Origin of the sequence: Streptosporangium sp. CA-115845, from assembly GCF_050943795.1 — a bacterium.
In the GTDB taxonomy this organism is placed as follows: domain Bacteria; phylum Actinomycetota; class Actinomycetes; order Streptosporangiales; family Streptosporangiaceae; genus Streptosporangium.
On the sequence record NZ_CP191988.1, the window covers coordinates 639,629 to 661,660 of the forward strand.

At 70.9% G+C, this 22,032-nt stretch carries 20 protein-coding genes; 16 read left to right on the top strand and 4 right to left on the bottom strand.

All coding sequences use genetic code 11. The features are described 5' to 3' along the window. Positions 1 to 472: 472 nt before the first annotated feature. A complete protein-coding gene (locus tag ACQP0P_RS05075) occupies positions 473 to 1,378 on the top strand; it encodes a hypothetical protein (protein ID WP_433371521.1) in 906 nt (301 codons plus the stop codon). 61 nt (positions 1,379 to 1,439) lie between these two features. Here ACQP0P_RS05075 and ACQP0P_RS05080 read toward each other — a convergent pair whose 3' ends face one another. Then, positions 1,440 to 2,840, bottom strand: a complete 1,401-nt coding sequence (locus ACQP0P_RS05080) for an FAD-binding oxidoreductase (RefSeq protein WP_433371524.1) — start codon at positions 2,838 to 2,840, stop codon at positions 1,440 to 1,442. A gap of 219 nt (positions 2,841 to 3,059) precedes the next feature. Between ACQP0P_RS05080 and ACQP0P_RS05085 the strand changes: the two genes are divergently transcribed. The 3 genes from ACQP0P_RS05085 to ACQP0P_RS05095 all read left to right on the top strand — a co-directional run bounded on the left by ACQP0P_RS05085 (position 3,060) and on the right by ACQP0P_RS05095 (position 7,868). After that, positions 3,060 to 3,551 (top strand): GNAT family N-acetyltransferase, encoded by a 492-nt coding sequence (locus tag ACQP0P_RS05085; protein WP_433371527.1) that lies wholly within the window; start codon positions 3,060 to 3,062, stop codon positions 3,549 to 3,551. Then, positions 3,551 to 7,126, top strand: a complete 3,576-nt coding sequence (locus ACQP0P_RS05090; RefSeq protein ID WP_433371530.1) for a BTAD domain-containing putative transcriptional regulator — start codon at positions 3,551 to 3,553, stop codon at positions 7,124 to 7,126. The genes ACQP0P_RS05085 and ACQP0P_RS05090 overlap by 1 nt, the downstream gene beginning before the upstream one ends. Before the next feature lie 250 nt (positions 7,127 to 7,376). Further along, positions 7,377 to 7,868 carry a GNAT family N-acetyltransferase gene (locus ACQP0P_RS05095; protein WP_433371532.1) on the top strand — a complete coding sequence of 164 codons (492 nt, stop codon included), beginning with the start codon at positions 7,377 to 7,379 and terminating at the stop codon, positions 7,866 to 7,868. A gap of 26 nt (positions 7,869 to 7,894) precedes the next feature. Here the strand turns inward: ACQP0P_RS05095 and ACQP0P_RS05100 are convergent, their stop codons facing one another. Together ACQP0P_RS05100 and ACQP0P_RS05105 are read right to left on the bottom strand one after the other, a co-directional pair. Further along, complete coding sequence (locus ACQP0P_RS05100; RefSeq protein ID WP_355631179.1) at positions 7,895 to 8,251, bottom strand: DUF742 domain-containing protein; 357 nt, start codon at positions 8,249 to 8,251, stop codon at positions 7,895 to 7,897. Beyond that, a complete protein-coding gene (locus ACQP0P_RS05105) occupies positions 8,251 to 10,272 on the bottom strand; it encodes a sensor histidine kinase (protein ID WP_433371537.1) in 2,022 nt (673 codons plus the stop codon). The genes ACQP0P_RS05100 and ACQP0P_RS05105 overlap by 1 nt, the downstream gene beginning before the upstream one ends. A gap of 219 nt (positions 10,273 to 10,491) precedes the next feature. On the opposite strand from ACQP0P_RS05105, the gene ACQP0P_RS05110 reads away from it, so the two are divergent. After that, positions 10,492 to 10,821: an SWIM zinc finger family protein gene (locus tag ACQP0P_RS05110; protein ID WP_433371540.1), complete on the top strand. Its 330-nt coding sequence runs from the start codon at positions 10,492 to 10,494 to the stop codon at positions 10,819 to 10,821. Here the strand turns inward: ACQP0P_RS05110 and ACQP0P_RS05115 are convergent. Next, entirely contained in the window at positions 10,731 to 11,159 is a 429-nt protein-coding gene (locus ACQP0P_RS05115) for a barstar family protein (protein ID WP_433371543.1), read from the bottom strand. The two genes, ACQP0P_RS05110 and ACQP0P_RS05115, sit on opposite strands and share 91 nt — an antisense overlap. A 143-nt stretch (positions 11,160 to 11,302) precedes the next feature. Between ACQP0P_RS05115 and ACQP0P_RS05120 the strand changes: the two genes are divergently transcribed. From ACQP0P_RS05120 to ACQP0P_RS05170, 11 genes are all read left to right on the top strand, one after another. Continuing rightward, positions 11,303 to 12,196 carry a DMT family transporter gene (locus ACQP0P_RS05120; RefSeq protein ID WP_433371546.1) on the top strand — a complete coding sequence of 298 codons (894 nt, stop codon included), beginning with the start codon at positions 11,303 to 11,305 and terminating at the stop codon, positions 12,194 to 12,196. Then, the gene (locus tag ACQP0P_RS05125) at positions 12,193 to 12,816 is read left to right on the top strand and encodes a GntR family transcriptional regulator (RefSeq protein WP_433371549.1); all 624 of its coding nucleotides are present in this window, start codon (positions 12,193 to 12,195) and stop codon (positions 12,814 to 12,816) included. The genes ACQP0P_RS05120 and ACQP0P_RS05125 overlap by 4 nt, the downstream gene beginning before the upstream one ends. Positions 12,817 to 12,874: 58 nt before the next feature. Further along, on the top strand, positions 12,875 to 13,225 hold the full coding sequence (locus tag ACQP0P_RS05130) for a hypothetical protein (RefSeq protein ID WP_433371551.1): 351 nt from the start codon (positions 12,875 to 12,877) through the stop codon (positions 13,223 to 13,225). A gap of 326 nt (positions 13,226 to 13,551) precedes the next feature. Beyond that, entirely contained in the window at positions 13,552 to 14,922 is a 1,371-nt protein-coding gene (locus ACQP0P_RS05135; RefSeq protein ID WP_433371554.1) for a sugar transferase, read from the top strand. Then, on the top strand, positions 14,922 to 15,989 hold the full coding sequence (locus tag ACQP0P_RS05140; protein ID WP_350955429.1) for a glucose-1-phosphate thymidylyltransferase: 1,068 nt from the start codon (positions 14,922 to 14,924) through the stop codon (positions 15,987 to 15,989). Before ACQP0P_RS05135 ends, ACQP0P_RS05140 begins: the two co-directional genes overlap by 1 nt. Further along, positions 15,986 to 17,221 carry a class I SAM-dependent methyltransferase gene (locus tag ACQP0P_RS05145; RefSeq protein ID WP_433371556.1) on the top strand — a complete coding sequence of 412 codons (1,236 nt, stop codon included), beginning with the start codon at positions 15,986 to 15,988 and terminating at the stop codon, positions 17,219 to 17,221. The genes ACQP0P_RS05140 and ACQP0P_RS05145 overlap by 4 nt, the downstream gene beginning before the upstream one ends. Next, positions 17,218 to 18,015, top strand: a complete 798-nt coding sequence (locus ACQP0P_RS05150) for a sugar phosphate nucleotidyltransferase (protein WP_326634945.1) — start codon at positions 17,218 to 17,220, stop codon at positions 18,013 to 18,015. Before ACQP0P_RS05145 ends, ACQP0P_RS05150 begins: the two co-directional genes overlap by 4 nt. Next, positions 18,012 to 18,662 carry a PIG-L deacetylase family protein gene (locus tag ACQP0P_RS05155; protein WP_433371559.1) on the top strand — a complete coding sequence of 217 codons (651 nt, stop codon included), beginning with the start codon at positions 18,012 to 18,014 and terminating at the stop codon, positions 18,660 to 18,662. Before ACQP0P_RS05150 ends, ACQP0P_RS05155 begins: the two co-directional genes overlap by 4 nt. Positions 18,663 to 18,667: 5 nt before the next feature. Next, complete coding sequence (locus tag ACQP0P_RS05160) at positions 18,668 to 19,717, top strand: NAD-dependent epimerase/dehydratase family protein (protein WP_433371562.1); 1,050 nt, start codon at positions 18,668 to 18,670, stop codon at positions 19,715 to 19,717. Next, positions 19,707 to 20,996, top strand: coding sequence for a DUF4910 domain-containing protein (locus tag ACQP0P_RS05165; protein ID WP_433371564.1), 1,290 nt, complete (start codon positions 19,707 to 19,709; stop codon positions 20,994 to 20,996). The genes ACQP0P_RS05160 and ACQP0P_RS05165 overlap by 11 nt, the downstream gene beginning before the upstream one ends. Continuing rightward, positions 20,993 to 22,015, top strand: coding sequence for a hypothetical protein (locus ACQP0P_RS05170; protein ID WP_433371567.1), 1,023 nt, complete (start codon positions 20,993 to 20,995; stop codon positions 22,013 to 22,015). Before ACQP0P_RS05165 ends, ACQP0P_RS05170 begins: the two co-directional genes overlap by 4 nt. Positions 22,016 to 22,032: the final 17 nt, after the last annotated feature.

Consider the following 22,032-nt stretch of genomic DNA (forward strand, 5'->3'; position numbering starts at 1 on the left):
GGCGGCAGGACGGAACAGACCTCTCATGCTTGTCTCCACAGTGGATCCGGGGGGTGGAAGGTCCGACAGCAGATGAGGCGCGACTACGGCACCCGTAAATCAACGCCTTATTTCTACACTTAATTTAACTCGTCGGAAACATGGGGTCAATAGATCGCGCGTCATGGATGGGGCGGGATCGGGGTTCCGGCCCCGCGCGTGGGAGGCGCCCTGGGCCGCCGAGGTCTGCGCGCTGTCCTCGCGGGTCCCCTGGGCTCCGCCGGATCCCGCTGCCGTGTTCGATCCCCGCGGGCCGGTCTGCAAGATCACGCACTGGGCGCCGGTCGAGGGCGTCCCGCCGAGCACCCCGCGGTGGCGGACCCCGAGGATGCTGGCTCAATTAATGAGATTAAGTGATATAAGTGCGGATTAATTATTTATCTATAGGAATTCTGGCATGCAGAATGTTTGTGGTGCTATGAAAGCTTTCGCGTTGTCCACCGCGGCTGTCGCGGTTCTTGTCGCCGTCATCGGCTGCCTGGGGGCCGTCGACGCCCGGAGCATCTTCTCCGCCTCCGCCGCGAGTTCCGCCGCCGGCGTGGACGGGCAGACGGCCGGGACCTCCGTGGGGACGAGCGGGCAGGCGGCCAAGCGGGTGGTCAGGACCTCGGTGGTGAGGGCCGGTGGGAAGTCCTACCTCAGGGTGCGGGTGACCAACGGGTACGGCGGCACCAGGCGGTTCGCCGTGAAGCAGCGCGTCTGCGGGAAGGGGGCGTGCCGGACGGTCACGACCACCCTGTCGGTGCAGGCAGGCCGGACGGCCTGGCAGGAGAGGTATCTCGGCACCGGTGCCTACCGGAGAAGCGGTGCGTTCTCCACGTCGGTGACGGTGCCGCCGGTGGCACGCTCGGCCCCCGCGGCCAGGGTGACGGTCACCGCGACGCCCTCGGTGACCCCGACCGTGCACACCACGGTCACGGTGAGCACGACGGTGACCACCACCGCGACCGTGACCGCCACAGCCACCGCCACGGCCACGGTGACCGCCACCGCCACGGTGACCGCCACCCCGACCGTGACCGCCACCCCCACGCTGCCCGCGCCGCCGACCGTGCCCCCTACCGTGCCCCCTACCGTGCCGCCCACCGTGTTCCCGACCGGCCCGCTCTGCGGAGCACCCGCCAACGCCTACGGGTTCACCTTCTGCGACACGGGGAGCAAGGTCTACCAGCCCGCGGGCGACGCCTGCGCGGTTTTCCCGTGCATCGAGAACTTCCGCGACGGGACGGGCTATCTGGTCATGTGCAATGACGGCATGGTGAGCATGTCGGGCGGGATCCAGGGGGTCTGCTCCTCCCACGGCGGGTGGCAGCGGGACGTGTACCGCAACACCGTGTAGGTGGACACGCACACGATCATCACACCGGCAGGCCCCCTCGCCTGCCGGTGAATCGGGGCGTTCAGACGCGGGGCACGACGTGGCCGAAGCGGAACACCCGGGCCGGGTCGTAGTGGTCCTTGAGGGCGGTGAGCCTGCGCAGTGTCGGCTCCGGCCAGGCGCGGGCCAGGTCCTCGGGGGCGAGCATCGGCCCGTGGAAGTTGAGCTGCGTCCCGCCGGTCTGCCAGGGAGCCAGGGCGCCGAGCACGGCACCGCCCACGGCCGGGATGACCGTGTCGAGCAGTTCGGGAACGGGAGCGCCGATCACCGTCACGCCGAATGCGGCGTCCCGCCCGCCCACGGCGTTCGGCCGGCGCGGCTCGCGGCCCAGCGCCCCGCCCAGCTGGCGCACCTCCACGATGGCCAGCGGCACGTCGGCCGCCGGGCCGGCCGCCGCCAGGAGCGCTTCCACGGTCTCCGCACCGAGCTCGCGCAGCAGGACGCCGCGATCCCAGCTCGGCATGGGGTGCACCGGGTCCTGGTGCACGGAGTCGATCGCGTTGAACGGCATCTGCGCGATCTCGCCGAGGATCGGTTCGGCGACGGCCCGCATCGGGGCGAGCAGGGCCTCCGCCTTGTGGGCGTCGCCGAGGTGGGCGAAGCGCAGGTGGGTCACGAAGCGGCCACGCAGCTGCGGGGGGAGCTCGGGCACCGGGGGCAGGCGCAGCATCGCCACCGAGGTGGTCGTGGCCTCCGGCAGCGTGTCGACCCAGGTCCGGTAGGCGTGCAGGACGGCGGGGGTGTCCTCGGCGCTGAAGTAGAGGCCGCCCCCGTACAGGGTCGACACCGGGAACAGGTCGATGACCATGGAGGTGACCACGCCGAAGCTGCCCTTGCCGCCGCGCAGTCCCCAGAACAGGTCGGGTTCGGTGTCCGGGTCCGTCACCCGGACCATGCCGTCCGCGGTCACCACGGTGATCTCCCGTACGTGGTCGGCGGCGAAGCCGAAGGTCCGTGAGATCGGGCCGATGCCGCCGCCCAGCGTGTAGCCCACCGCCCCCACGCCAGAAGACGAGCCGCTCAGGGGCGCCAGGCCGTACGGGGCCGTCTGCGCGATGACGTCCGCCCAGCGGCAGCCCGCGCTGACCCGCGCGGTGCGGTCGGAGGGCTCGACGGTGACCTCGCGCATCCTGGAGGTGTTGATCAGCAGTGCCCCGTCGGAGGCCTGGACGGCGCCGTGCCCGGTGGCCTGCACGGCGACGGGAAGGGAGTGGTGGACCGCGAAGCGGACCGCCGCCATGACGTCCGCGGTGCGGGTGGCGCCCACGACGACGGCCGGGTGGTGCCGGACCGCGGTGTTGAAACCCGTGGTCTCCTCGTCGTAGCCGTCCTGACCGGGAGACAGGACAGGGCCGGCGACCTGGCCTCGCAGGACTTCCAGCTCTCCGCCGAGATGCTCGGCTGTGGAAAAGACGGTACTCATGAGGGTTCTCCCGATGGTGTGAGACGACTCGCGGCGTGGGGCGAGGTCGTAGGGCCTCGATCGACGCGGTCCTCCAGTTATCGCAGCCGGCACTTGGAGACGACTGGTCGGTGACCGGGTGCCCGGCGGCCACGGCGATCGGAGTGGTGGCCGCCGGTCCCGGCCGAGGGCCTAGAGGTCTCCTAGCCGTTTCCTAGACGGCCGTGGGACGCTGCGCGCATGTCGTCGCCACCGGAGTCCCAGCCCTCCAGCACCCTGCTGTTGCGGGAGGTCCTGGCATACGTGGGTGCGACGGGTCCCGATCTGCTCGACGAGGCCCTGGCGGAGGCCCTGTCCGAGGTGTCGGTCGCTCGCTGCCGGATGTACGTGCTGGCCGATCTGGCACGGCCGGCGGACGATCCGCCGGTGGCCGGTGCCCTCGTCGAGGTGGGGCAGCCCGCCCGGGACGCCCGCCTGCGAGCCCTGGCCGTCGCGCTGCCACACCGGGGACGGGGGCTCGGCCGGCGACTGCTGGGAGACCTGCTGACGGAGATGCGCGCGGACGGCGTCCAACGGGTGCGCTACCGCGTGGTGGCGGCGGATCCGGGAACGTTCTCGCTCCTTGGCTCCTCCGGTTTCGTCGCCGCCGACAGAACCCCCATCGCGGCCTGCCGATACGATGAACCCGCGATCGAGGCACTGGCGGTCGCGTGGCTCGTGCGGGAGTTGTGATGCTCGCTAACGGTGGCGAAGCACCGGATACCGTCCAGGCTGCGGCGTGCCTGGATTTCCGCATCCTCGGACCGGTGGAGGTGGCCGACGGCACCGGTGCGGTCCTCGACCTCGGATCCCGCAAGCAGCGGGCCGTGCTGACGCTCCTGGTGCTCAACGCGCCCCATGTCGCCTCCCTCGACCAGATGATCGACCGGCTCTGGGCCGACGAGCCGCCGTCCAGCGCGACAGGAACGCTCCAGGCGTACATCTCCCAGCTCCGTAGGGTCCTCGAACCGCTGCGCAGCCCTCGGTCCCCCGCTCGCGTCCTGCGGACCCGGGAGCCTGGGTACCTGCTGGACATCTCGCCCGATCAGGTGGATGCCAACCGCTTCAGCCAGGCCGTCGAGAAGGCGCAGGCCGCCCTGGCCGATGGGCGGGCGGGGGAGGCCGAGCGGTCTCTGGACGCGGCACTCGGCACCTGGCGAGGTGAGCCGCTCGCCGACTTCGCCGACCGCTCCTTCGTGGGGCCCACCGTGGCCCGCCTCACCGAGGTGCGCCTGTCGGCGCTGTCCACGCGGGCCGAGGCGTGGATGCTGCTCGGCAGGTTCAGCGAGGCCGCCGTCGAGGCCGGGCATCTGCTCGATCTCGACCCCTACCGGGAGGGGGCCTGGGCGCTGCTCATGCGCGCCCTGTACCGCGACCGCAGGCAGGCCGAGGCGCTGGCCGCCTACCAGCGCTGCCGCACCCTCCTCGGTGCCGAACTCGGGCTCGATCCCAGCCTGGAACTGCGCCGTCTCGAACAGGCCATCCTCGACCAGGACGAGTCTCTCGAAGGCTCCTGGCCGTCGATCGCGCGAAGGGAGGAGATCTCGCCCGCGCACGAAGAAGACGTCGTGGCTCCCCGGGAGGCAGGGGAGTGGCGAGCCCCCGCCCCGCGCGGGCGCAGGCTCGTGGGCAGGGAGCCCCACCTGCACCGGATCCGGGAGCGGGTGCGGGACACGGCCCGTGGTGCGGGAGGTGTGCTGCTGGTCAGCGGCGAGTCCGGCGTCGGCAAGACCCGTCTGGCGGAGGCCGCGGCCGAGATCGCCGGGGAACTGGGCGTCATCCCGGTGTGGAGCCGGTGCGTCGAAGGGCGTGGCGCACCCGCGTTCTGGCCGTGGATCCAGGTGCTGACCGCCCTCGAAGAAGGGGCGGAGGCCGGCGCCGGAGGGCTTGAGACTGTGCCCCGGGAGGCAGCGGGGGTCGAGAACGTGATCCGCCGGTTGACGGGCGCGGACGGGGCCTCGGTCGCGGACGATCCCGACACCGCGCGCTTCCTGCTGTACGACGCGGTGGCCAGGGCGCTGTCACGGCGGGCGGGCGCGGCACCGGTGCTCGTCCTCATGGAGGACGTCCACTGGGCGGACGCCGCATCCCTGAAGCTGCTGACCTTCCTCGGCGGCGACCTGCACCGGGTGCCGTTGCTCGTGCTGGCGACCCTGCGCCCCGAGGCCGCCGAGGCGCGGCCGGCGCTGACGGACGCGCTCGGCGACCTGATCCGACAGCGCGGTACCGAGCGGATGAGCGTCACCGCGTTCACGCGGGAGCAGGTCGCCGACTACCTGGACGACGCCGGCTCCGGCGACGCACACCTGAACCCTGCCGATCCGGGCCGGTCCGGCCGTGCGGACATCGGCCCCGACCCGGCCCTGGCCCGCGCGCTGCACGACCGTACCGGTGGCAACCCCTTCTTCCTCGGCGAGGTGCTCCGCCTGCTGGACAGCGTCTCGCCCCTGGACCAGGTCGCCGCCGCGGACGTCACCTCCCTCTCCGTCCCCGAGGGGGTGCGCGACGTCATCACCCAGCGGGTCTCGCGGCTGCCGGAGGACTCCCAGACGCTCCTGCGGGCCGCCGCGGTGATCGGCAGGGACGTCGACGCGGACGTGCTGGAGGCCGCCACCGGGATCGGCGGCGCCCGGATGATGATGCTGCTCGAACCCGCGGTGGCGACCGGCCTGCTCACCGAGGTGGCCGGAGGCTGGGACTATCGCTTCTCGCACGCGCTCGTCCGCGAGGCTCTCTACACGGGACTGAGCCGGCTGCAGCGGGCGCAGATCCACGGGCGGGTGGGCGAGGCGGTCGAGAATCTTCACCCGGGAAACCTGGAGCCGCAGTTGCCCGTGCTCGCCCACCACTTCGGTATGGCGGCCAGGATCGGCCACTCGGCCAAGGCGACGTCGTACGCCGTCAGGGCGGCGGTACAGGCGGCGGCCCGCCTGGCCTACGACGAGGCGGTCATGTTCTGGGAGCAGGCGCTCGCGGCGCTCGACCCGCAGTCCGCGGATCCGGCGCTCAGCCGCGGTGCCCTGCTCATCGAGCTGGGACGGGCGCGTAGGGTGGCCGGCGACGTGATCGCGGCGCACACCGCCCTGGACGAGGCCGTGACCCTCGCCACCCGTAAGGGCGACGACGCGGCGGTGATCGAGGCGGCGACGGTCTTCGGCGGGGTGACGCTGTGGAACTGGCGCGCCTACGGCGTGGTGGACACGCGCATGATCGACGTGCTGGAGGACCAGCTGGACCGGCTGCCGCCCGGGCGGGAGGCGGTCAGGGCCGAGCTGCTGGGAACCCTCGGAGTGGAGCTCTACTACAGCGAACGGCGGTGGGAGGGAGCGCGTCTGGCGGCCGAGGCGGTCGCGCTCGCCCGGCGGGCCGGTGACCACCGCCTGCTCGCGCGCACGCTCAACAACTTCGTCATCGCCTCATGGACCCCGGAGTACGAGGAGGAGCGCTACCGGGCGGCGGAGGAGATCCTGTCCCTCCCCGGCCTGCCCCGGGCCGCCGAGATCATCGCCCGCCTGCACCGGATGCCGACCTTCCTGCGCGCGGGAAGGCTGGCCGACTACGACGCCGAGCTGGCCCGCTGCCTGCACCTGACCGGCGAGGTGCGGATGCCGGAGATCGAGACGCAGGTGACCTACGCCGCGACCGGGCGGGCGATGCTCGACGGCCGCTGGGAGGAGGTGGAGAGGCTCGCCGCGACCGGCGCCGAGAGCTACCGGCGCATCAGCCTCTGGGGCCCGGAGTACATCCATCTCCTCTGCGCCTTCTTCTCGTCCTGGGCACAGGGCCGGCACGGGGTGCTGCTGCCGGAACTGCTTGAGGCCGCCGAGGACGACTCCAACAGCCTGCTGCGCCCCGCCGCCGTGCTGGCGGTGATCGAGGCGGGGGACGAGGCGCTCGCCCACCGTCTGATCGACCGGTGGGGCGTTGCCGTCGAGCGCGACTGGGCGTGGCAGTTCGTCACCTGGCAGTGGGGTCTCGTCGCGGCCAGGATCGGTCGTCCCGATCCGTACGGGCTGCTGGAGAAGCTGGAACCCATCGCCGAACAGCTGGTGACGTTGGGAACGGGATGCATCTCCTGGGGGACGATCCATGACGTGGTCGCCCGGCTGCTCCACAGGACCGGTCGCGTCGAGGACGCCCTGGCGCACGCCGAGCGAGCGCGGGAGGTCCATCGCAGCCTCGGGCTGCGGCACCTGGAACACCGCAGCGCCGCGCTGGCCAGGGAGATCCGCGAAAGCCGACCCCTCCGGCCGGAGGGATCGCCGTGACCGTGCCTCCCGCGGAGCGGTCCCCTCGGGCCGTCGCCCGCCGTGTTCAGTCCTTGTGCCGGGAGTCGCCGCCCTCGTGAGCGGTCCGCACGCAGATGTCGTAGAGGGCGGCACGGTCGTCGGGACGGTACGGCCGGACAGTCGTCATGGCAGCCATCCTGCCGCGGGTGAAACCGCTCTCACCAGATCTGCCTCGTCCTGCCGGTGCCGGCGCATTTCGCGGGACGGTCGCGGGGTTACCCTGCACGGCATGGTTGAAGTGGAGTTGCGTGGATGGCGACCCGACGACATGTGGGTCGTGCTCGACGCGTTCAGTTCCCCGGACATGGCCGAGCAGGCGGCCCGGCCCATCGACACGGCCCAGGCGGCGCTGGAGTGGATGGGTGTCTGGGGTTTCCGCGATGACGCGCGGGCGTTCGCCGTGGTGTCCAACGGCGAGGTCGTGGGGAACGTCGCGGTGAGCAACATCGACGCGCACGAGACCGGCTGGGTGTCCTACTGGACGATCCCGCGCGCCAGGGGACGGGGCGTGGCCGTGGCCGCCGCCAGGAAGATGGCCGAGTGGGCGTTCAGGGAACGGGGGCTGTTCCGCCTGGAGCTGGGACACCGGGTCAGCAACACGGCCTCCTGCGCGGTGGCCACCAGGGCCGGGTTCCGGTCCGAGGGGGTCGAGCGGGCCAAGCTGAGTTACCAGGGCGTCCGCTATGACGTGGAGCGGCACGCCCGCCTGGCCACCGACTGAGCGATAACGCCCGGCGTAATGCGGGCTCAGAGGGCTTTGAGCCCGGCGAGGAGGTCGCGGAGCAGGTTCTCCCGGGGGATCGCGGAGGGAGCCGCGGGGAGCCGTACGGTGATCAGGTCGTGGTCGCGCAGGTCGCCGAGGAGCACCCGGAGCACGCCGACGGCCAGGCCGGTCTCCCCGGCCAGCTCGGCGACGGAGATCGGCGCGCGGCAGGCGTTCAGGATCGACATGTGCTCGGGCGGCAGGTCCCGGCGCGGGGCCCTGACCGCCACCACCACGGCCATCAGGTCGAAATGAGCCCCCGCGGCCCTGGTCCTGCCGCGGGTCATCGTGTACGGACGGACGATCGGACCGGCCTCCCGGTCGAGCCAGCGCTCGGTCATCAGGGCCCACCCTCCTGCCCGGTGCGCTGCCGTTCGTCGCGGAACGACGCGAGCACGCCGCTCGGGACGGCTCCCCTGCTCTCCGGGGTGGTCTCCGCGCCGGGGTCGCCGGAGGCGGCCCGTTCGGCGGGTACGGTCTGGCGCACCCGTTTGGGGAGGCCGTTGCCGGAGGGCAGCCTTTCGACCTCGACCGAGTAGGTGAACCGGGGATCGAGCGGTTCGACCACCAGCTCGCTCGGGAGCAGCACGATCGCCGTGGTGCCGCCGAAGGGGGAGGGGCGCAGGTAGACGTGGATGCCGTGCCGGATGGCGAGCTGCGCGACGACGAACAGGCCGAGCCGGTCGCTGTCGGCCAGGTCGAACTCCGGCGGGTCGGCCAGCCGCGCGTTGAGCCGGGCCATCTCCTCGGCGGGGATGCCGAGCCCCCGGTCCTCGACCTCGATGGCGTAGCCCCTGGCGACCGTCTCGCCGTGTACGCGTACCGAGGTGTGCGGGGGAGAGAACATGGCGGCGTTCTCGACCAGCTCGGCGACCAGGTGGATCACGTCGGTGACGACCGCGCCGATCACGGACGGGCCGTGCGGAACGCTGATCGTCACGCGCGGATAGTCCTCGACCTCCTCGACCGCGGCGCGGACCACGTCGTAGATCGTGACCGGTGTCCGCCAGCCCCGGCCGGGGACGGCGCCGGACAGGATGATCAGGCCCTCGGAGTGGCGGCGCATCCGGGTGGTCAGGTGGTCCAGGCCGAACAGGTCCTCAAGGGTCTCCGGGTCGCGGGCCCGCCCTTCCATGGTCTCCAGCATGGCCAGCTGCCGGTGCAGCAGGGACTGGCTGCGCCTGGCCAGGTTCACGAAGACCTTGTTGACGCCCTTGCGCATCTCGGCCTGACCGACGGCGGCCTCGACGGCGGTCCGTTGCACGGAGGAGAACGCCTCGCCGACCCTGGCGACCTCGATGGTGCTGCCGACGTTGATCTCGGGTGCCTCCGAACAGACGTCCTCGCCCCGGCGCAGCCGCCGGACCACGTCGGGCAGCCGCCTGTCGGCCAGGTCGAGGGCCGCCCGCTGGAGGTCGACGAGCTCGCCGCCCAGCCGCCGGCCGAACCGTACCGAGACGAAGACCGACAGCCCGACCGCGACCAGGCCCAGCCCGCCGGCGAGGCCGATCTGGATCAGGATGCCACGGGCGAGCGGCATGGACCGCTCGCTGATGCGTTCGCTGACCTTTCCGGCGCGGCTGTCGAAGCCGTCGGAGAGACGGGTGGCGACCTCGGCCCAGGCGGGGGCCGGGACCGCCGACGCGGCGATGGCGTTCTCGATCCCCTCGAACGAGGAGTAGTCGGGGGAGTCGTGCAGGGGGGTGTAGAGGGCCTGGAACTCGGCGTCGAACTGGTCGAAGCCCAGGGAGTAGAGGAGCCTGCGGCCGGTGACCAGTTCGCTGAACCTGGCACGTTCCGAGGGGCTCATGGCCCCCTCGACCACGGCTCCGGAAATCAGGGCGGCCTGCTGGCTGAGGATCTCGCGGCTCCGCCCGACCGTGACGACGGCCCGCGCCTGGTCGGTCAACTCGATGTCGGTGGATATCCGCACCTTCTCGTAGACGTCGAAGGCGGCCTCGACGATCCCGGTGTAGGCGTCGAGCGTCTGCAGCCGGGTGTCGGTGCGGGTGTCGACGCCGCTGCGGATCTCGGTGAGCCGGTCCATGGTGCGAAGGAGCCGGTTCAGCCGCTCCCAGGTGCCCGGGACGAGGTCGGAACGGACCTCGGTGATCAGCCGCTCCAGCTCGGCGCGCGCGGCGTTCGTACGGACGCGCTGGGCGTCCAGTTCCGCACGCGAGACGTCGACGTCTCCCAGGACGGACAGCGACAGCAGCCGTTCGTGCTGGAGCTCGGTGGTCACCTTTCTGGCGGGCAGGACCGCGTACGCGTAGCCGTCGCGGATCTTGAGGAGTTCCTGGCCGCTCTGGACCGTCAGGCTGGCAGCAAACGCCCAAATGACTACAAGGGATATAATTGGCACCAAAAGTAAGGTGAAAATTTTCACCCTAATTGAGTATTTTCGGCCAGCCATAATACCTCGCACTACCGAGATGCGTGGTTAACAGTCGCCAAACATAGCAATGCGGGTCACTTGGTGCTAGATGTGCATGTGAGTCACGTTGAGATGATTTATCGTGCTGTATCGGTTTGGAACCTTCCATGCCTCAGATACGTCTCTTTAGGTGGGAGGGAGCCTTCGATGCGAACGCTTGCGGAGCTGGTCAAAGCCGAGGCTGAGCGGGCAGGACAGTCGGCGCGGGCCCAGGGCGGCACGCTGGCGGTGCAGCTGGTCCGTTTCAGCCCGCGGCTGGTGACGGCCGAGGTCGGAGAGGGCGCCGCGTGCGTCGAGTTCCGGATCGTCGACGAGACGCTGGACTGGCGCTGCAGTTGTCCCGAGGGTCGTGGCGGTGCCTTCTGTGCGCACTGCGTGGCGACGGCTCAGTCGGTCAACACGAGAACGGACAGGAAGGACTCTCCGGGCGTGTCATCGGCGACCGCCTCGGTGAGGACGGTCCGGATGGCGTCATAGGTCTGGCGGTCCTCGCTCCGAAGCGTCGACGGCTCCGACCAGAGCAGCAGGTGCTCGCCCGGCGGCAGCCACGACAGGTCGGTCAGCACGTCATAAAGCGAGTCAAGGGTGTGCCCGAAACGGTCGGGCAGGTCGAGGGCCTCGGCGATCGCGTCCATCGCCTCGGCCGAAGTGGTGATCTTCGCGCCGTTCAGCGGGTGCGGCGTCGCGGTGCCGAGCATGGACTCGGCCTCCGCCGCCGACCCCTGGCGGAACGTTCCCCTGGGCAACGCGATCACCCCCGCCCGTCGCCGGGGAGGGGCACGCGCCGGCCGCCGTCCCGTCTCATCGTCGGCCACACATCCTGAGCTGCTGGTTCGCACTGCTTCTCGGACATCTCACCTCGCCGAACTACCCACGCGTGCCCTCTGGAAAACGGGACCCCGGTCGTCCGCTGGAATGACATTGTATAGTTGTCAGACAATATGCCTACAATCGCCCCATGAAACTCGCCGTGATCGGAGCCGCCGTGCTCTGGGGGACCGCGGGAACCGCGGGCCTGCTCGTCGCCGGGGTCGATCCCGTCTCCATGGCCGCCGCCCGCCTGGTGATCGGCGGCCTGGTCCTCGCGGCCGTCACCGCCCCGGTGCGGCTCCTGCGCCTCCCCAAAGGGCCGCTCCCGGCACGCCTCGGCCCGCTCACGGCGGCCGCACTGGCCGTGGCGGCGTACCAGCTGTGCTTCTTCGCCGCGGTCAGCAGGACCGGGGTGGCCGTCGGCACGGTGGTCGCCATCGGCAGCGGTCCGGTCTTCACCGGGCTGCTGTCCTGGCTGCTCGACCGCGTGCGGCCCAGCCGCCGCTGGGCGACGGCGACCGCGGCGGCGATCGCCGGCTGCGCCGTACTCACCGGAGGGGGAGGCGAGGTGCGGGCCGACGGTGTCCTGTTCGCGCTGCTCGGCGGCCTGCTGTACGCCTTCTACGCGGTCACCGCCGCGCGGACGATCAGCGCGGGGGCGCCCTCCGACGCGGTGATGGGGCTGATGTTCGGCGGGGCGGCGGTCGTCATGGTGCCCGTGCTGCTGTGGACCGGCACCGGCTGGCTCACCGAGCCGCGCGGCCTGCTCACCGCCCTCTACCTGGGCTGTGCCACCACCGCGCTGGCCTACCTGCTGTACGGAAGGGGGCTGCGCACCACCCCGGTCGCGACCGCCGCCACCCTCGCGCTGGCCGAGCCCGCGGTGGCGACGCTGCTCGGCGTCGTCGTGCTCGGCGAGCGGCTCGGACCCGCCTCGGTCACCGGCCTGCTGCTGCTCGGCGCCAGTCTGGTCGCGGTCTCCCTGCCCGAGCGCGTCTCTCCTGCCGGCCGGGGCGGAAGGGCAATAGGGTCGTCGGCGTGACCCTCCCGCTCCATCCCGTCTCCGCCGTCGGCGCGCTCGCCGACGCCCTGCGCCGGCGGGTGCTGTCCGGCGAGATCGACCCGGGCACCACGCTGCCGGAACAGGAGCTCTCGGCCCTGTACGGGGTGGCTCGCCCGACGGTCCGCGAGGCGCTCGCCGTGCTCGTGCACGAGGGGCTGCTCAGGCGCGAGCGGCACCGCAGCGCCCAGGTGGCCGAGGTGACCGTGGCCGACCTGGACGACCTGATGTTCGTCCGGCGCCCGCTTGAGGAACTGACGGCCACCGCGCTGGCCGGCCGACGGGTCGGGGAGGCGGACGCGGCACTGGCGCGGATGGCCGCGCTGCCCGCGGACGCCCCCTGGTCGGACATGGTGGCCGAGCACATGGCGCTGCACCAGGCGCTGGTCGTCGCGGTGGGCAGTCCCCGGCTGGAGCGGCTCTACGGCATGCTGGCCGTCGAGACCCGGCTCGGCCTGGTGAGGCTGCGCGCCGTCTACTCCGACCGGCACGTGCTGGTCGCCGAGCATCGGAACCTGCTCGACGCGATCGGCGGCGGCCCCGCGGAGGCCGCCAGGGAGGCGGTCGCCGCGCATCTCGATCACGGCTGGGGCGATCATTAGGCACTGACTTGCACGGTTCTATTGCACGCGGAGCCCCGGAGTGGTCACAATCGCGCCCATGCACGGCAACTCAGTGCCGGACTCCTACGTATATGTCACCGAAGAAGGCGTGACCCGTCACTACGCGGACGGCAGCGTTGACGCCCTCGCGTGGGAGGACGTCGTCGAGGTGCGGGTAGTGGGCGATACGGACTCGGACATCCTGTACATCCTTCTTGATCGAGAGGGCCAGGGGTGCGTGGTGCCCAACTCGGCGACCGACGCGACCTTCCTCGCCCGTCTCCGGTATCTCCCGGATTTCGATCTCGATCGGCTCGGTGCGGCGGTGGAGGCCGCGCACGACGACTACGTCGTCGTATGGCGCAGTCCAGAACCACCTTCCGCTCTTCCGGATTTCGAATACGACTAATTTTACATTATTGACAAATAATAAGCGGTCAAAGGTACACGTTTGAACCGCTTCGTCAAGATGTCATCTCCGTTGCAGTTCGGCCAATAGTGGACAGTAGTCGGTATTCCCCTGCCCATTGGTGATCACTAGGATTTCCATGGGTATCCACGCTCCTGATGCATTAGGGAATACTGTCAACTATTGAAATGAGATGCGTGGCACCTTATCCGGACGAGTCGGGGCATCTTGGGTGGGGTGGTATGAGAGTGGGAACTGAGGAGCTCGTCATCGGGCTCCTTAAGAGTCCGGTGCGCACTTCTCCGAGTATTTGGACACGCCCTTATGTGCGTATTCTCCTGGTCGGAGATGTCGCGTGTTCGGTAATCTCCTGCGGGGTCGTTCTCGGAATTCGAATCTGGTTCGGTGCTTTCATTCCCGAGACGGAGGCGCTGCTCGGACTGGGGCTCGCCCTGGTGTGGCCACTGGCCCTGGCCGCGGGGGGTGCCTATCGCAAGCGCACCTACGGTGAGGGCACGGATGAGTTCCGGACGGTTTTCAACGGCGCCGCGGGCCTGACGGCCACCGTCGCGATCGGGGCCTACGTCACTCAGACGCCCATCGCCCGCAGCTTCGTCATGGCGATGTTCCCGCTGGCCTTCATCCTCAACGCCGTCTTCCGTCACCGGATGCGCAAGCGGCTCCACCGCAGGCGCATCCGCGGTGACCACATGCGCCAGGTGGTCGCCGTCGGCCACCGGGAGTCGGTGCTCGACCTGGTGATACAGCTGCGCGGGCAGCCGCACCACGGCATGCTCGTCGTCGCCGTCTGCCTGCCCGCGGGTCCCGACATGGTCGATGTCGACGGGATCCCGGTCCTCGGGGGCTTCTCCGACGTCGCCGCGGTGGTGGCCAAGGTCAACGCCGACGCCGTCGCCGTGCTGGCCTGCCCGGAGTTGGACGGCGCGGCGCTGCGCAGGCTCGCCTGGGGCCTGGAGGACGCCCGTACCGACCTGTTCGTGGCACCCGCGCTGATGGACGTGGCCGGCCCGCGCATCAGCATCAGCCCGGTCGCGGGCATGCCGCTGCTGCACGTCGAACACCCCGACTTCCGCGGTGCCAGGAGGCTGGCCAAGAGCCTGTTCGACCGGATGGGGGCGGGCCTGGCCCTCCTGGTGCTGGGCGTGCCCATGCTGGTGATCGCCGCGCTGATCCGCGCGACGAGTCCGGGGTCCGCGCTCTTCCGCCAGGTCAGGGTGGGCAAGGGCGGGGTGGAGTTCCAGGTGGTGAAGTTCCGCACGATGGTCGTCGACGCGGAGCGGCTCAAGATCGACCTGGAGCGCGAGAACGACTTCGACGGTGTCCTGTTCAAAATTAGGAACGATCCAAGGATCACTCGGGTGGGCGCCTTCCTGCGCCGATACTCCATCGACGAGCTGCCGCAGCTGCTCAACGTGCTGCGCGGTGAGATGTCCCTCGTCGGCCCGCGGCCGCCACTGCCCGACGAGGTCAGGCAGTACGGCGCAGACGTGCGCCGCCGCCTGGTCGTCCACCCCGGTATGACCGGCCTGTGGCAGGTCAGCGGGCGCTCGGACCTGACCTGGGAGGAGTCGGTCCGGCTGGACCTCCGCTACGTGGAGAACTGGTCGCTCTTTCTGGACCTGCAGATCCTCTGGAAGACCTGGAGCGCCGTGATCGGCGGAGAAGGGGCCTACTAGTGAAAGCACTCGTGCTCGCCGGAGGGGCGGGCACCCGGCTGCGGCCGATCACCCACACCTCGGCCAAACAGCTCGTACCGGTGGCCAACAAGCCCGTGCTCTTCTACGGTCTTGAGGCCATCGCCGCCGCGGGCATCCGTGAGATCGGGATCGTGGTGGGCGACACGCACGCCGAGATCGAAGCGGCCGTCGGCGACGGCCGCGCGCTCGGCCTGGAGGTGACCTACATCCGCCAGCGGGCGCCGCTGGGCCTGGCCCACGCGGTGCTCGTCGCCCGCGACTACCTCGGTGCCGACGACTTCGTCATGTATCTCGGCGACAACTTCATCGTCGGCGGCATCAACGGGGTCGTCGAGAGTTTCGCCCGCGAGCGGCCCGCCGCCCACATCATGCTCACCAGGGTCGGCGATCCCCGGCAGTTCGGGGTCGCCGAGCTCGACGAGGCGGGCCGGGTGATCGGGCTTGAGGAGAAGCCGCCGGTCCCCAAGAGCGATCTCGCGCTGGTCGGCGTCTACCTGTTCAGCGCCGCGATCCACGAGGCGGTGGCCGAGCTCAAGCCCTCCTGGCGGGGCGAGCTGGAGATCACCGACGCCATCCACTGGCTGATCGCCGACGGACGGCCGGTCGCCTCCACGGTCATCTCCGGCTACTGGAAGGACACCGGGAACGTCACGGACATGCTGGAGGTCAACCGGCTGGTGCTGGAGTCCCTGGAGCCCCGGGTGGACGGCCTGGTCGACGGCGCCAGCCAGCTGATCGGCCGGGTGGTCGTCGAGGCCGGCGCCGAGATCGAGAGGTCCCGCATCGTCGGTCCGGCGATCATCGGCTCCGGAGCCCGGGTCCGCGACAGCTACATCGGCCCCTTCACCTCGATCGCGACAGGCTGCGCGATCAGCGGCAGCGAGATCGAGTACTCGATCGTCCTGCCCAGGTCCTCGATCGCCGGAGTCTCGCGGATCGAGGCGTCCCTCATCGGCCATGACGTCGAGGTCACCCCCGCCCCCAACACCCCCAGAGCCCACCGCCTCGTGCTGGGCGATCACAGCAAGGTGCAGATCAGCTCATGACAACCTGCAGGCTGTGCGGCTCGACGAGCCTCGCCAGCGTCGTCGACCTCGGGGCGACACCGCCCTGCGAACGATTCCTCACCGAACGGCAGCTGGCGGAGCCGGAGGTCACCTACCCGCTGCACCTGCGGGTCTGCACCGGCTGCTGGCTGGCGCAGATCCCGCCGATGATCACGCCCGAGGAGACCTTCACCGAGTACGCCTACTTCTCCTCGTACTCGACGTCGTGGGTGGAGCACGCGCGGGAGTTCGTGAGCGGGGCGGTCGACCGGCTCGGGCTGGGCGGTGACTCGTTCGTGGTCGAGGTGGCCAGCAACGACGGATACCTGCTGCGGCACGTCGTCGAGCGGGGCATCCGATGCCTGGGCGTCGAGCCTTCCGAGAACGTCGGCCAGGCGGCCAGGGACGCCGGGGTGCCGACTCACACGGCCTTCCTCGACGAGCGGACCGGCACCTCGGTGCGCGCGGAGCACGGGCCGGCCGACCTGGTGGTGGCCAACAACGTCTACGCCCACATCCCGGACGTCATCGGGTTCACCCGGGGACTGCGCGCCCTGGTGGCCGACGACGGCTGGGTCTCCATCGAGGTCCAGCACCTGCTCACCCTGATGGAGCACAACCAGTACGACACGATCTACCACGAGCACTTCCAGTACTACACGGTCGCCTCCGCGCGGAGCGCCCTGGCGAGCGGCGGCCTCCGTCTCGTGGACGTCGAGTCGCTGCCCACGCACGGCGGCTCGATCCGCCTGTGGGCCCGGCCGGCGGAGATCGCGGGCGAGCCGGGCGAGCGGGTGGCCGCGCTGCTCGCCACGGAGAAGGCCGCGGGCCTGCACGAGCTGTCGGGCTACACCGAGTTCGGTGAGCGGGTGGCGCGGGTGCGAAGGGAGCTGCTGACCTTCCTCCTCGACGCCGCCCGCCAGGGCCGGACCGTCGCCGGCTACGGGGCGCCCGGCAAGGGCAACACGCTGCTCAACCACTGCGGGATCCGGCCCGACCTGCTCCCCTTCACCGTCGACCGCAATCCGTACAAGCACGGCAGGTTCACCCCCGGCACCCGCGTACCGATCCTGCCGCCCGAGCGGCTCGCCGAGGAGCGGCCCGACTACGTGCTGGTCCTGCCGTGGAACCTCCGCGAGGAACTCGTCGAGCAGCTGTCCTTCGTACACGCCTGGGGAGGCCGGCTGGTCTTCCCCATCCCCAACCTGGAGATCGTCGAGGTGAACCCGTGAAGGTCGTCCTCTTCTGCGGCGGATACGGCACCAGGATGCGCACCGGCACCCCCGGTGACGCGCCCAAGCCCATGCAGCTGGTGGGGCCTCGGCCGCTCATCTGGCATGTGATGCGCTACTACGCGCACTTCGGGCACACGGAGTTCATCCTCTGCCTCGGCTACGGCGCGCACCACATCAAGGACTTCTTCCTGAACTACCAGGAGACGACCTCCAACGACTTCGTGCTGCGCGGCGGCAGGGTCGAGCTGCTGTCCACCGACATCTCCGACTGGTCGATCTCGTTCGTCCAGACCGGGATCGCCTCCCCGATCGGCGAGCGGCTGCGCCGGGTCCGCGACCACCTGGACGGCGAGGAGATGTTCCTGGCCAACTACGCGGACGTGCTCACCGACGCGCCGCTGCCGGAGATCGTCGACCGCTTCACCCTCTCGGGCGCGGGCGCGTCGATGATGGTGGTGCCGCCCTCGGACACCTTCCACTGCATCGAGCTGGGAGAGCGCGGCACGGTCGGCGGGATCACCCCGGTCAGCGAGATGCCGCTCTGGGTCAACGGCGGATACTTCGTGCTCCGCCAGGAGATCTTCGACCACATCCCGGCAGGCGGTGACCTGGTCGCGGACGGCTGCGCCGAGCTGGCCAAGCGCGGCAGGCTGCTGGCCTACCCGCACCGCGGCTACTGGCGGCCGACGGACACGGTCAAGGAGCGGGTCGCACTCGACGAGGCGTACTCGCGCGGCGACCGCCCCTGGGCGCTCTGGGAGCGCGAGCACCTGGCGGTGCCGGCCACGTGATCCGCTTCAGACCGGCCCAGGCGGGCCGGATCGCGCTGCTCGCCGCGCACTGCGACGACCTCGCCATCGGGGCGGGCGGCAGCCTGCTGACCCTCTGCGCCGCGCGCCCCGGCATCCGGGTGGACGCCCTGGTGCTCTCCGGCGGCGGGACCGAGCGCCAGGACGAGGAGCACGCGGCGCTGACCGCCTTCTGTCCGGGCGCGGACCTGCGGCTCACCGTGCTCAAGCTGCCCGACGGGCGGCTGCCCGCGCGCTGGGAGGAGGCCAAGGAGGCGGTGGAGGAGCTGCGCGGGCGCACCGACCCCGGCCTGCTGTTCGCGCCGCACCCCGCCGACGCCCACCAGGACCACCGGACGCTGGCCGAGCTGGTGCCCACGGCCTTCCGCGACCACCAGGTGCTCGGCTACGAGATCGCCAAATGGGACGGCGACCTCGGGCGCCCCTCGGTCTACCAGCCGCTCGCGCCCGAGGTGGCCGAGGCGAAGGTGAGCCTGCTCCAGCGTCACTACCCCTCGCAGCGCCACCGCCCCTGGTACGACCGCGAGGCGTTCCTCGGGCTGGCCCGCATCCGCGGGATCGAATGCCACGCCCGCTACGCCGAGGCGTTCCACGTCAACAAGCTGACCCTTGACCTGTCTGGAGGTTGAACCGGATGCGCGTGCTGCTGACCGGGCACCAGGGCTACCTGGGGAGTGTGATGGCCCCGGTGCTCGTCGCCGCGGGCCACGAGGTGACCGGGCTCGACTCCGGGCTCTTCGCCGGATGCCTGCTGGGTCCCGCGCCCGGCGACCCGCCGGGACACCCGGTCGACCTGCGGGACGTCACCCCCGAGCTGCTGGCGGGGGTGGACGCGGTGGTACACCTCGCCGCGCTCTCCAACGACCCGCTGGGCGCGCTGGCGCCCGAGCTGACCTACGACATCAACCACCGCGCCGCGGTGCGCCTGGCGAGGCTGGCCCGGGACGCGGGCGTGCGCCGGTTCCTGTACGCCTCCACCTGCTCGGTCTACGGCGCCTCAGGCGATGCCCTGGTCGACGAGGACGCGCCGCTGCGCCCGGTGACCCCTTACGCCGACTCCAAGGTCAGGGTCGAGAGCGACCTGTTCGAGCTGGCCGACGGGGACTTCAGCCCGGTGTTCCTGCGCAACGCCACCGCCTTCGGGTTCTCGCCCAGGCTGCGCGCGGACATCGTGCTGAACAACCTCGCCGGGCACGCGCTGCTGTCCGGGGAGGTCAGGGTGCTGTCCGACGGCACCCCGTGGCGCCCGCTGGTGCACGCCGCCGACATCGCGAACGCCTTCGCCATGGCGCTGGCCGCCCCGCGCGACGCCGTCCACGCCAGGGCGTTCAACGTCGGCGCCGAGGAGAACAACCTGACGGTGGCCCAGATCGCCGCCGAGGTCGCCGAGGCGGTGCCGGAGGCCCGGGTCGTGATCACCGGGGAGACCGGGGCCGACCCGCGCTCCTACCGGGTCGACTTCTCCCGCATCCGCGACGCGCTCCCCGGCTACCAGGCGCTGTGGACGATCAAGGCGGGCGCGCTCCAGCTGGTCGAGGCGTACCGGCGGTTCGGCCTGACGGCGGACGACTTCCAGTGCCGCTTCACCAGGCTGGCCTGGCTGTCCGCCCGGCGCGAGGCGGGCACCGTCGACGGCGCGCTGCGCCCGCGCCAGGTGGCGGGGGCGGTGGACGGTGACCGCTGACGCCGAGGGGCGTGAGATGCACGCCCTGGTGGAGCGGCTCTACCCGCTCTGCAGGAGCATCACCGGCGACGGCGTGCGCCGCACCCTGGAGATCGTCGCGGAGTCCATCGGCCTGCGGGTCCACGAGGTGCCGACGGGGACCCAGGTCCTGGACTGGACGGTGCCCAGGGAGTGGAACATCCGCGACGCCTACGTCAAGGACGCCTCCGGTGCCAGGGTCGTCGACTTCGCCGCGTCGAACCTGCACGTGGTCGGCTACAGCGTCCCGGTGTCGGCCGTCATGACCCTGGACGAGCTCCGGCCCCACCTGCACACGCTGCCCGAGCAGCCGGGGCTGATCCCGTACCGGACCGGCTACTACGCGCAGACGTGGGGCTTCTGCCTGGCCCACGACACCCTCGCGGGCCTGGCCGGCGGGCGGTACGAGGTCATGATCGACTCCACGCTCGCCGACGGCCACCTGACCTACGGCGAGCACGTGGTGCCGGGCAGGGTCGCTGAGGAGGTGCTCGTCTCCTGCCATGTGTGCCACCCCTCGCTGGCCAACGACAACCTGGCGGGCGTCGCGGTGGCGGTCGGGCTCGCGCGGCGGCTGGCCGAGGCCGACCCGTGGTACACCTACCGCTTCCTGTTCGCTCCCGGCACCATCGGCGCGATCACCTGGCTGGCGCGCAACCGGGAACACACCGGGCGGATCAGGCACGGCCTGGTGCTGGCCTGCGCGGGGGATCGCGGCCCGCTGACCTACAAGCGCAGCAGGCGGGGCGACGCCGAGATCGATCGCGCCGTGCGGCACGTGCTGCGGACCTCGGGGCGTGACCACACGGTCGTGGACTTCTCCCCCTACGGCTACGACGAGCGGCAGTTCTGCTCGCCGGGCTTCGACCTGCCCGTCGGCTCGCTCACCAGGACCCCCTACGCGGGCTACCCGGAATATCACACCTCCGCCGACAACCCGGATCTCGTCTCCCCGGAGGCGATGGCCGACACCCTGCGGACCTGCTGGGAGGTCACCCGGGTGCTTGACGGCAACCGCGCCTATCTCAACCTCAGCCCCCACGGAGAGCCGCAGCTGGGCAGGCGGGGCCTGTACGGGTCGCTGGGCGGGCGCAGCGACACGCAGCAGGCCCAGATGGCGATGTTGTGGGTGCTGAACCTCTCCGACGGGGAGCACAGCCTCCTGGACGTCGCGGAACGATCCGATCTGCCCTTCGCCGCGGTGGCCGACGCGGCCCGGGAACTGTGCGGCGCGGGACTGCTCAAGGAGTGCGGGAAATGACACTGCGACGGGCCGGGACGGGTTCTGGAACGCTCAACCTCCGGGTCGGCGAGACGGTGGAGGTGCTCGGCGAGGCCGAGATCATGGCCACCCTGGACGAGCGGGGAGAGCTGGACGCGCTGCCCTTCATGCCGGAGATGCTGGCCTTCTGCGGGCGGCGGCTCACCGTGCACAAGGTGGCGCACAAGCTCTGCGACACGATCAGCAGCAGCGGCATGCGGCGGATGGAACGGGCGGTCCACCTGACCGGGGCCCGCTGCGACGGGCAGGCGCACGGCGGCTGCCAGACGGCCTGCCAGTTCTACTGGAAGGAGTCCTGGCTCAAGCGGGTGGATCCGGACTCCCCCCGCACCTCGGTCACCGAGCACGACCTCGCCGCGGGCCGGCCCCTGCTGCCGATCCTGCAGGCCGCGACCAGGAAGGAGCCGGGACCGGACGGAGAGGAGCGCTTCTCCTGCCAGGCGACCGAACTGCTTCGCGCCGCGCCCACCTGCCTGCCGTTCAAGGACGTCGGGCAGTACGTCGCCGACGTACGGACGGGGAACGTGGGCGTGCCCTGGATGCTGCGCTCGTTCCTCGTCGGGCTGTTCAACCGCTTCCAGCAGGCCGGCAGGCGCCTCCTGCCCAGGTGGCTGTGGATCAGGGGCGGGCTGCGCTGGGGGTTCGTCAGGGGTAAGGCCGGACCCACCACTCCGACGCGGACCCTGGACCTGCGTCCAGGGGAGCTGGTCCGGGTCAGGTCCAAGGAGGAGATCCTCCAGACGCTCAACGACGACCTGCTCAACCGCGGCATGGGGTTCGAGGAGGAGATGTCGCGGTACTGCGGGCACGTCGCGCGGGTGAGCGCCCGCGTCGAGCGGTGCCTGGACGAGAAGACCGGCCGGATGCTGCACATGAAGAACCCCTGCATCGTCCTGGACGGCGTCGTCTGCGCGGGTGCGTACAACGTCAGCTGCCCGCGCGAGTTCGTGCCGTTCTGGCGGGAGATCTGGCTCGAACGCGTCGAGGAGCCCAGCTGAGCAGATCACCCCACGAG

Excerpts from the sequence above, each read along its gene's own strand:
- ACQP0P_RS05095 (WP_433371532.1), top strand. The coding sequence starts at position 7,377 with ATGGTTGAAGTGGAGTTGCGTGGATGGCGACCCGACGACATGTGGGTC.
- ACQP0P_RS05085 (WP_433371527.1), top strand. The coding sequence starts at position 3,060 with ATGTCGTCGCCACCGGAGTCCCAGCCCTCCAGCACCCTGCTGTTGCGG.
- ACQP0P_RS05100 (WP_355631179.1), bottom strand. The coding sequence starts at position 8,251 with ATGACCGAGCGCTGGCTCGACCGGGAGGCCGGTCCGATCGTCCGTCCG.
- ACQP0P_RS05080 (WP_433371524.1), bottom strand. The coding sequence starts at position 2,840 with ATGAGTACCGTCTTTTCCACAGCCGAGCATCTCGGCGGAGAGCTGGAA.
- ACQP0P_RS05130 (WP_433371551.1), top strand. The coding sequence starts at position 12,875 with ATGCACGGCAACTCAGTGCCGGACTCCTACGTATATGTCACCGAAGAA.
- ACQP0P_RS05110 (WP_433371540.1), top strand. The coding sequence starts at position 10,492 with ATGCGAACGCTTGCGGAGCTGGTCAAAGCCGAGGCTGAGCGGGCAGGA.
- ACQP0P_RS05170 (WP_433371567.1), top strand. The coding sequence starts at position 20,993 with ATGACACTGCGACGGGCCGGGACGGGTTCTGGAACGCTCAACCTCCGG.
- ACQP0P_RS05160 (WP_433371562.1), top strand. The coding sequence starts at position 18,668 with ATGCGCGTGCTGCTGACCGGGCACCAGGGCTACCTGGGGAGTGTGATG.
- ACQP0P_RS05145 (WP_433371556.1), top strand. The coding sequence starts at position 15,986 with ATGACAACCTGCAGGCTGTGCGGCTCGACGAGCCTCGCCAGCGTCGTC.
- ACQP0P_RS05120 (WP_433371546.1), top strand. The coding sequence starts at position 11,303 with ATGAAACTCGCCGTGATCGGAGCCGCCGTGCTCTGGGGGACCGCGGGA.
- ACQP0P_RS05090 (WP_433371530.1), top strand. The coding sequence starts at position 3,551 with ATGCTCGCTAACGGTGGCGAAGCACCGGATACCGTCCAGGCTGCGGCG.